Source organism: Acidobacteriota bacterium (genome assembly GCA_003225175.1).
Taxonomy (GTDB): Bacteria; Acidobacteriota; Terriglobia; order Terriglobales; family Acidobacteriaceae; genus Gp1-AA112.
In genome coordinates, this window is sequence record QIBA01000220.1 from 1 (window position 1) to 1,441 (window position 1,441).

Consider the following 1,441-nt stretch of genomic DNA (forward strand, 5'->3'; position numbering starts at 1 on the left):
GAATTATCGCCAAGCTGCCGGAGCTGTTGCGTTAGACTCGACTCTTTCGTCGGCTGTTTCTATTAAACCGCCCCATGTCGTTGCGTGAGCGTGCCCGTCCTGGGCTGGGAATCATCGAGCCGTGCCTGAAACTGTCCCCATGAGCTTGTTCGCTGCCGCCTTATCATGGCTTTTGCTGATCGTAAGTGTGCCAGTCGCGCATTCACATGCCGCCCTTTCGCACGCGAGCCCATCGGCCGGCTCGGCCCTAAGTGCAGCTCCACAAGAGGTGACGCTCACATTCACGGACACGCTTGAGGCCGCATTCTCGAACCTCACAGTGACGGACGCGAACGGCATCGAAGTCAGCCAAGATAAGGGGCGAGTGAACGGCAACGTGATGCGAGTGAGCCTAAAACCCTTGAGCGCCGGAATCTACAAGGTGAATTGGCGCGCGGTATCCACCGACACCCACAAGACCGAAGGCAGTTTTACACTCAGCGTTGACGCCCACTGAATGCACTAACAGTGATCTGATGTCCGCTTTCGGAGGTAAAGCGGACATGGCGCAAACCTCCGAGAATGTCTGCTTCTGATGCTGTGGACGGCGCCAGCTCCGACGTATCGAAGTGCTATACTGGTTGGGTTGAAAGCGAGAGCAACCAAGGAGGTGAAACCACTGCCAACCTGGGAGCTGAAGCTTTGAAGGAATTGGCGAGGACACGACGACGTAATGCAGACAAGGTCGATCCGGGGATCGGGAGAACCCGCTTGGGTCAGCGCATCTTTGAATGCGTGCTTACGATTGGGACCCGATCCGCGCAGAGCATTAGGGCCAGCGGCACATCCGCCGCATCAACAGGCCGGACACGTGACCGCACCCGACCAATGCTGCAGCTACGTCAGAAAGTTCTTGCCAAGACGCCGTCCACACGTGACCCAAAGCGGACTGAGGACTCCGTCACTCGGAAATCCTTGCGGCAGCCTCGGCTTGATCGCGCATTACGTAGCCACGCCCCCAGACCGTCTCGATGTAATCCTTGCCGCCCGATGCGCTAGCGAGTTTTTTTCGCAGCTTGCAGATAAAGACGTCGATGATCTTCATCTCTGGCTCATCCATCCCGCCGTAGAGATTGCTCAAGAACATTTCCTTGCTCAGCGTCGTTCCCTTGCGCAACGCCAGGAGTTCCAGCATCTGGTACTCTTTGCCGGTCAGATACACGCGCGCACCGTCGATCTCGACTGTCTTACTATCGAGATTGACACATAAACCGTCAGTGCTGATGACTGACTGGGCGTGACCTTTCGATCGGCGCACGATGGCGTGGATACGCGCGACCAGCTCAGCCTTATGGAATGGCTTGGTCATGTAGTCATCGGCGCCGAAGCCGAGACCTTTGATCTTGTCCTCTATGCCGGCGAGGCCAGAGAGGATCAGGATCGGTGACTTCACTTTCGATAC

Annotated in this window: 2 protein-coding genes; one reads left to right on the forward strand and one right to left on the reverse strand. The window is 56.8% G+C overall.

Annotation, left to right across the window (positions count from 1 at the left end; genetic code table 11):
* Window positions 1-139 precede the first annotated feature (139 nt).
* Window positions 140-496, forward strand: coding sequence for a copper resistance protein CopC (locus DMG62_24745; GenBank protein ID PYY19313.1), 357 nt, complete (start codon window positions 140-142; stop codon window positions 494-496).
* A 444-nt stretch (window positions 497-940) separates the two neighbouring features.
* On the opposite strand, the gene DMG62_24750 is transcribed toward DMG62_24745, so the two are convergent.
* The coding region (locus tag DMG62_24750) for a DNA-binding response regulator (GenBank protein ID PYY19314.1) at window positions 941-1,441 on the reverse strand (501 nt) is incomplete at its 5' end.

Coding starts and splice junctions, on each gene's coding strand:
- DMG62_24745 (PYY19313.1), top strand. CDS start 140: ATGAGCTTGTTCGCTGCCGCCTTATCATGGCTTTTGCTGATCGTAAGT.